The organism is Streptomyces sp. UW30, assembly GCF_008042075.1.
Lineage (GTDB): Bacteria > Actinomycetota > Actinomycetes > Streptomycetales > Streptomycetaceae > Streptomyces.
Genome location: NZ_RDBN01000037.1, coordinates 1,180,862 through 1,187,591 on the forward strand (window position 1 = coordinate 1,180,862; position 6,730 = coordinate 1,187,591).

Annotated in this window: 8 protein-coding genes, 5 tRNA genes and 1 pseudogene; 7 read left to right on the forward strand and 7 right to left on the reverse strand. The window is 71.0% G+C overall.

Translation table 11 applies throughout. The features are described from left to right. Window positions 1-93 precede the first annotated feature (93 nt). Together EAO75_RS24070 and EAO75_RS24075 are read left to right on the forward strand one after the other, a co-directional pair. Window positions 94-492, forward strand: a pseudogene (locus EAO75_RS24070) (phosphotransferase family protein); the annotation flags it as partial. 80 nt (window positions 493-572) lie between these two features. Beyond that, a complete protein-coding gene (locus tag EAO75_RS24075; RefSeq protein ID WP_147997123.1) occupies window positions 573-866 on the forward strand; it encodes a zf-TFIIB domain-containing protein in 294 nt (97 codons plus the stop codon). Window positions 867-917: 51 nt separating this feature from the next. Here the strand turns inward: EAO75_RS24075 and EAO75_RS24080 are convergent. The 5 genes from EAO75_RS24080 to EAO75_RS24100 form a co-directional block, all read right to left on the reverse strand. Then, window positions 918-989 (reverse strand) — tRNA-Val (locus EAO75_RS24080). Between the two features lie 34 nt (window positions 990-1,023). After that, window positions 1,024-1,095 (reverse strand) — tRNA-Val (locus tag EAO75_RS24085). Window positions 1,096-1,115: 20 nt separating this feature from the next. After that, window positions 1,116-1,187, reverse strand: a tRNA-Val gene (locus EAO75_RS24090). A gap of 1 nt (window position 1,188) precedes the next feature. Further along, window positions 1,189-1,262 (reverse strand) — tRNA-Cys (locus EAO75_RS24095). A 38-nt stretch (window positions 1,263-1,300) separates the two neighbouring features. Then, window positions 1,301-1,373, reverse strand: a tRNA-Gly gene (locus EAO75_RS24100). A 178-nt stretch (window positions 1,374-1,551) separates the two neighbouring features. Between EAO75_RS24100 and EAO75_RS24105 the strand changes: the two genes are divergently transcribed. The 3 genes from EAO75_RS24105 to EAO75_RS24115 are packed head-to-tail and all read left to right on the forward strand — an operon-like array spanning window position 1,552 to window position 4,295. After that, window positions 1,552-2,598 carry a chorismate-binding protein gene (locus tag EAO75_RS24105; protein WP_147997124.1) on the forward strand — a complete coding sequence of 349 codons (1,047 nt, stop codon included), beginning with the start codon at window positions 1,552-1,554 and terminating at the stop codon, window positions 2,596-2,598. Then, on the forward strand, window positions 2,595-3,416 hold the full coding sequence (locus tag EAO75_RS24110) for an aminotransferase class IV (protein WP_147997125.1): 822 nt from the start codon (window positions 2,595-2,597) through the stop codon (window positions 3,414-3,416). Before EAO75_RS24105 ends, EAO75_RS24110 begins: the two co-directional genes overlap by 4 nt. Before the next feature lie 54 nt (window positions 3,417-3,470). Beyond that, window positions 3,471-4,295: a GNAT family N-acetyltransferase gene (locus tag EAO75_RS24115; RefSeq protein WP_147997126.1), complete on the forward strand. Its 825-nt coding sequence runs from the start codon at window positions 3,471-3,473 to the stop codon at window positions 4,293-4,295. A gap of 7 nt (window positions 4,296-4,302) precedes the next feature. Here the strand turns inward: EAO75_RS24115 and EAO75_RS24120 are convergent, their stop codons facing one another. Then, window positions 4,303-4,830 carry a DsbA family protein gene (locus tag EAO75_RS24120; protein WP_187284561.1) on the reverse strand — a complete coding sequence of 176 codons (528 nt, stop codon included), beginning with the start codon at window positions 4,828-4,830 and terminating at the stop codon, window positions 4,303-4,305. A gap of 215 nt (window positions 4,831-5,045) precedes the next feature. Here EAO75_RS24120 and EAO75_RS24125 point away from each other — a divergent pair, with 215 nt between their 5' ends. Together EAO75_RS24125 and EAO75_RS46030 are read left to right on the forward strand one after the other, a co-directional pair. Beyond that, the gene (locus EAO75_RS24125) at window positions 5,046-5,489 is read left to right on the forward strand and encodes a hypothetical protein (protein ID WP_147997127.1); all 444 of its coding nucleotides are present in this window, start codon (window positions 5,046-5,048) and stop codon (window positions 5,487-5,489) included. Between the two features lie 154 nt (window positions 5,490-5,643). Next, on the forward strand, window positions 5,644-5,796 hold the full coding sequence (locus EAO75_RS46030; protein ID WP_007502994.1) for a hypothetical protein: 153 nt from the start codon (window positions 5,644-5,646) through the stop codon (window positions 5,794-5,796). A 71-nt stretch (window positions 5,797-5,867) separates the two neighbouring features. Here the strand turns inward: EAO75_RS46030 and EAO75_RS24130 are convergent, their stop codons facing one another. After that, window positions 5,868-6,428 (reverse strand): CGNR zinc finger domain-containing protein, encoded by a 561-nt coding sequence (locus EAO75_RS24130; RefSeq protein ID WP_147997128.1) that lies wholly within the window; start codon window positions 6,426-6,428, stop codon window positions 5,868-5,870. Between the last annotated feature and the right edge of the window lie 302 nt (window positions 6,429-6,730).

Here is a 6,730-nt window from a genome sequence, read left to right on the forward strand (position 1 = left end):
CCCTGCTCGCCACCACCTCATACGTACGCGTCGTGTCCCCGGCGTCCACGACTATCTCCACGCGATCACCCTTCACGAGCCCAATCCCCCTTCTGCSACGGTGACCTCCACCTCGGCCAGCTCGTCCGGCACCCGGCCCCGGACGGCCCCTGGCGGCTCATAGACGTCGACGACCTCGGCGTAGGAGTGCCGGCCTGGGACCTGGCCCGCCCGGCCGCCTGGTTCGCCTGCGGGCTGCTCCCGCCCGACGAATGGCACCGGTTCCTGACCGCCTACCGTGCCGCGGACGGTCCGGCCGTACCCGCCGACGGCGACCCCTGGCCCGCGCTGGACGTCCCGGCCCGTGCCCTCACCGTGCAGACCGCAGCCCGCGCGATCACCAAGGCCGCGGCCGAGGGACGCCCCCTGGACGAGATCGAGCAGGCCCTCGTCGACGCCTGTGACCGAATGGCTTCCGTCCCCCCGGAGTTGGTCCACGAAGAGGCGAAGTAGGGTGCAACCGACCACAGCCGGACAGTGTCTGTCCTGGCGATACACGAAGCAGGACCGACCGGCGAGGAGTTGAGCCGACCATGCAGTGTCCGAAGTGCCATGCGCCGATGCACACCTACAACCGCAATGGTGTCCAGATCGAGCAGTGCAGTGGCTGCCGCGGGATCTTTCTCGACTACGGCGAGCTGGAGTCGCTGACCCGCCTGGAGGGCCAGTGGTCCCAGCCCGCCCCGCCGCCCCCGGCCGCCCCGCAGGCCTACCCGGCGGCCGCCCCGCAGGCTCCGGCCTGGGGCGCCCAGCACGGTGGCCACCACGGCGGTCACTACGGCCACAAGCGTCACAAGAGCTTTGGCCACATGCTGTTCTCCAGCTGAGCCGCACCGGCACGACGAAGCCCCCGGTCATCGACCGGGGGCTTCGGTGTGTGGACGATACTGGGATTGAACCAGTGACCTCTTCCGTGTCAGGGAAGCGCTCTCCCGCTGAGCTAATCGTCCTCGGGACCGTGAAGGAAGATCACGGAGCACTGCGTGCGCGATACTGGGATTGAACCAGTGACCTCTTCCGTGTCAGGGAAGCGCTCTCCCGCTGAGCTAATCGCGCGGGGGGATCCGAAGATCCAGTGGACGATACTGGGATTGAACCAGTGACCTCTTCCGTGTCAGGGAAGCGCTCTCCCGCTGAGCTAATCGTCCTTGGAGGTGGAGACGGGATTTGAACCCGTGTAGACGGCTTTGCAGGCCGTTGCCTCGCCTCTCGGCCACTCCACCAGGAGTGTAGGGGTTCGGGATGATCCCCTGTTCCATCGAGCGGACGACGAGGCTCGAACTCGCGACCTCAACCTTGGCAAGGTTGCGCTCTACCAACTGAGCTACGTCCGCTTGTCGTTTCGTTCCGCTCCCGCGGCCCGGCGACGTGTTGAACTCTAGCGGATTCCGGAGCCATCACAAAAACGCGTTTGTGCAGCGTGCTGCGCTGCACCTGCTCAGGGACCGGATGGACCTCCCCGAAGGGACATGGCCAGGTCACCCGCAGGACACCGGCCATAGACTCGACTGCGTGCTCGACCTCCCTCCCCTTGCCCGCTTCGGCGACCGCGTCGCCACCGGCCTCCTCGACGTCACCAGCGATCCCGCCGCCCTGGACTCCAGTGGCTTCTGGGCTGTCTGCGCCGACTTCGAGGGCGCTCTGACCTGCGCCCGCTTCCGGGACGTACGCGAGGAGCCCGTGCCCGCGCCGGTGCCGGGGGAGTGGCTGGGGCCCGCGGCCGATGACTGGGTGTCGTCCCTCGACCGCGCCGCGTACACGGCGGGCGTGCGGCGCATACGTGAGCACATCGCGGCCGGCGAGGTCTATCAGGCGAATCTGTGCCGGGTGCTGAGCGCGCCGATCGGGGCGGGCGCCGATGTGGACGCCCTGACCGCCCTGTTGGCCCGCGGCAACCCGGCGCCGTACGCAGGAACGATCCGGCTGCCGGGGCACGGGGTCGAGATAGCCACCGCTTCTCCCGAACTCTTCCTGCGGCGTGACGGGCGTGTCGTCGAGTCCGGACCGATCAAGGGCACCGGGCGGACCGAGGCGGACCTGCTGGAGAAGGACTTCGCCGAGAACGTGATGATCGTGGACCTGGTGCGCAACGACATCGGCCGGGTCTGCGCCACCGGAACCGTGACCGTCCCCGATCTGTGCGCCGTGGAGAAGCACCCGGGCCTCGTCCATCTGGTCTCCACCGTGCGCGGTGAGCTGCGCCCCGACGCCGGCTGGCCCGAGCTGCTCGGCGCCGCCTTCCCGCCCGGCTCCGTCACCGGCGCGCCCAAGTCGAGCGCGCTGCGGATCATCGACGCGCTGGAGACGGCGCCCCGCGGGCCGTACTGCGGAGGCATCGGGTGGGTCGACGCCGACCGGGGTGTCGGCGAGCTGGCCGTCGGGATCCGTACGTTCTGGATCGACCGGGGCGAACGGGTGCTGAGGTTCGGGACCGGCGCCGGGATCACCTGGGGGTCGGATCCCGAGGGGGAGTGGCGGGAGACCGAACTGAAGGCGTCCCGGCTGCTCGCGGTAGCGTCGGGGGCGTACGAGGTGAGTGGAGAGGGACTGCAATCGTGAAGATCTGGCTCGACGGCGGGCTCCAGGACAGCGAGTCCGCCCGTGTCTCCGTCTTCGACCACGGGCTGACCGTGGGCGACGGCATCTTCGAGACCGTGAAGGCGGTGGACGGCCGTCCGTTCGCGCTGACCCGGCACCTCGACCGGCTGACCCGCTCGGCGCTCGGTCTCGGCCTGCCCGAGCCCGACCACGACGAGGTCCGCCGCGCCTGCGCCGCCGTCCTGGAGGCCAACCCGATGCCGCTCGGCCGGCTGCGCATCACCTACACCGGCGGCCACGGCCCCCTGGGCTCCGACCGCGGCGAGCACGGCCCCACCCTCGTCGTCGCCCTCGGCGAGACCACTCGCAGGCCCGACTCCACGGCCGTGATCACGGTCCCCTGGACCCGCAACGAACGCGGCGCCCTCACCGGCCTGAAGACCACCTCGTACGCCGAGAACGTCGTCGCCCTCGCGCGCGCCCACCAACACGGCGCGTCCGAGGCTCTGTTCGCGAACACCGTCGGGCAACTCTGCGAGGGCACCGGCTCGAACGTCTTCGTCGTCCTGGACGGCGAGATCCACACCCCGCCGGTCGCCTCGGGCTGTCTCGCGGGCATCACGCGCGCGCTCACGGTCGAGTGGACCGGCGCCAAGGAGACGGACCTGCCGCTGGACGTGCTGGAGCGGGCCGAGGAGGTCTTCCTCACCTCCACCCTGCGGGACGTCCAGGCCGTGCACCGCGTCGACGACCGTGAACTGCCGGGCGCACCGGGCCCGGTGACCGCGAAGGCCATGCGGATCTTCGAGGAGCGGTCCGGGGACGACCTGGATCCGTGAGGGCGGGGAAAAAATGAGCTGCCGTGGGGCGGCGGGGTGGGTAGAACACCCCTGATGACCACGACCCTGCGGCCGACCGAGCCGCTTCAGCGCAACGACGACGGGACCCGTTCGCGCCGCTATCAGGTGTGTGTGAACGGCCGACCCGTGGGCGCCCTTCACCTCGGGACACATCCCGTCTTCGGTGACGCGGTGGCCCGGATATCGGAGCTGCGGATCGAGGAGCCGGACCGGCGCCGGGGCCGCGGCACCGTGGCCGCCCTCGCCGCGGAGGAGGTGGCGCGCGGCTGGGGCTGCCGGCGCATCGAGACGATGGTCTCCGGTGCCGCCGGACCGGCGCTGCGCCTGGCCACGGCCCTCGGCTACGTCGCACGCAACCGCGGCATGGAGAAGGCGCTCGGCGACACCCCGCCCGAACTGCCTCCGGGCAGCCGGGCGCGGCCCATGACGGAGGCCGAGTACGGTCCCTGGCTGGCCAAGGGCCAGGAGGACTACAGCCGCAGCTGGATCGAGCGCGGGGTGCCGGAGGCAGAGGCGCGGGCCAAGTCCGAGCGGGACCACGCGACGCTGCTGCCGGACGGCCCTCGCACACCGGATGTGTTCCTGAGCGTCCTGGAACACGAGGGGACCCCGGTGGGCACCTTGTGGGTGGCGGCGCACGAGGACCGTGCCTACGTCTACGACGTCGAGACCGGCGCCGACCACCGCGGCAAGGGACACGGCCGCACCCTGATGCTGGTGGCCGAGGGCCAGGCGATCAGCGCGGGACACCGCGTCCTCGGCCTCAACGTCTTCGCGGGCAACGCTCCGGCCGAGCGGCTCTACGAGTCACTCGGCTACGAGACGAAGCAGCACATCCTGTACAAGGCGTTGCTGTAGGGCCCGGTCAGGCGCCCGCCTGCTCGGCGAGCAGCCGGTCCGCGATCTCCTCGACGCGTTGGCGCAGCCCCTCCTGGCTCTTGCCGCCGTCGAGGCGCTCGCCGCCGATCACATACGTCGGTGTGCCGGTCACGCCGATCGCCTMGCCCTCGGCCTGGTCGGCGTCGACGATCAGGATGTGCCGGCCGTCGATCAGCGCGGTGTCGAACTCCTCGGCGTCCAGGCCCAGTTCCCGGGCCACCTCGACCAGGAAGGGTTCCCCCTTACGGTCCAGCTCCTCGACCCGGCCGAGTACGGCCTCGACGTACGGCCATCCCTGCCCCTGCTCGAGAGCCTCCTCGGCGGCCTGCGCGGCGGCGAAGGCGTGCTTGTGCTTCTCCAGCGGGAAGTGCCGCAGCCGCAAGTCCAGCCGGTCCCCGTAGCGGGCCCGCAGGGCACGGAGATCGTCCAGGGCGCTGCGGCAGTCGGGGCACTGGAGCTCGCACCAGACGTCGAGGACGGGGGCGGCGGGACGGTCGGGGGAGGAGTCGCTCATGGCCCCAGTCTCCCAGTCCGGGCCCGGACGACCCAATTCGACCTGGGCTTCGATGGGGGCAGGCCCGGGTGCCGGGACCCTGACCGGCACCTGCGGAGGAGACGACCCGGAGATGTCCCTGATGTCGGCGTGAGGCATGGCCGGGCGGGGTCGGCACGGTGCAGGATGGAAGGGACGAAGTGCCCTGTCCCGACTCAGCCTGCCTGGAGGCCCGGATGATTGCCGAGACCGTCTGTTCAGCCGTCGCCGCGGCCGGCCTGGGCATCGCGGTGGTCACGGCGTACCGCAAGCGTTTCCTCGCGGCCACACGCATCGCCGCGTACTCCCTGGTGCCCCTCGGCCTGGTGATGACCGGAGTCGTCGACTGGCTGGCGGACACCGCGTTCAGCCCGACGGCCTGGGCGGGCTTCGGCGTCCTCGGGGTGTCCTGGCTGCTGTTCTCGACCACCCGGGCGGTGGAGCGTCGCCGCGGCGGCACCCGCAAGGAGCGCAAGGAGGCTCGCACCGCCGCCCCGAGCGAGGCCGTGGCTCCGGCGGCATCGGGCCCCTCGCTGGGCCCGGGCTCGCGTCAGTCGACCCGGCCCGCGACCGCACCGAAGGCGCAGGCCGCGGAGGACTTCAGCGACATCGAGGCCATCCTCAAGAAGCACGGCATATGACGCCCGCACGCTGGACTGAAACGACACAGTGGGTCGTCCCCCGGCCGTAAGTGATCAAGACCCGGACCGGACATCACGGAATCCAGCGAACTCCCGCTCATTCCGGGCGTGTTGATCGCGCGCAGGGGCGTAACTACGTCATCATCGCCGCGAGATGCTGGACACGACACAGAGCGAGGCCGCACCGTCTCAGGACGAGCCTCGCGGGTGCCTCTTCGCCCTCTCCCAGCCACCGCTGATGATCTTCCTTGCGGTGATCGGGTGTCTGCTGCTCATGGCTGCGCTGCACGATCTGCTGCTGCTCTGAGCCGTACCCGCGGTCCCCGGCGCCACCCGCCGGGGTCCGCGTCGACACACCTGTCGTGTCGGACGGGCCGCTCAGCCGGCCGCTTCCTTGCGGCGCGCACGGTAGGCGGCCACATGCAGACGGTTTCCACAGGTGCGGCTGTCGCAGTAGCGCCGCGAGCGGTTACGGGACAGATCCACGAAGGCATGCCGGCAGTCCGGCGCCTCGCAGCGCCTGAGCCGCTCCTCCTCGCCGGCCACCACGAAGAACGCCAGCGCCATGCCGCAGTCCGCCGCGAGGTGGTCGGCGACGGAGGCGCCGGGGGCGAAGTAGTGCACATGCCAGTCGTAGCCGTCGTGGTCGGTGAGGCGCGGGGTGGTGCCCGCGGCTGCGACCAGCTCGTTGATCAGGGCCGCGGCGATCCGGGCGTCCGGGGCCGCGAAGATCGCGGCGAACCGCGCGCGCACCTTGCGCACCGCCGACAGATCGAACTCCGACAGCACCCCGACATCGCTGATTTCGTGCTTTCGTACGAAATCCCCTAGAGCGGCGACATCCGCCAGTCCGTCCGACGTCTCGTCGTCCTCCGGCACGGTGTTCACCAGATCCACCACGGCATCGAGTGCACACCGGGTGTCATGGGTGATCAGCACGTTTCGCTCCCTGGCCTGGTGGTCGGGCGAGGTGCCCGCCGATGCTGGCCGATGGTAGTGGCTCACGGAGCCCACACACGGGCCGCGCCCGCACGCGGCTCCGAGTACAACGCCGCAGCGGCGCCAACGGTTCCCGCCGGGCCGGGCCGGGCCGCCCCGAGCGGCCCGGCGAAGCGGTCCTCACGCGCCTGAGTGCCGACCCCGCGTCACTCAGGCGCGTGAGGACCGCTTCGCCGGGCCGCTCGGGGCGGCCCGGCCCGGCCCGGCGGGAACCGTTGGCGCCGCTGCGGCGTTGTACTCGG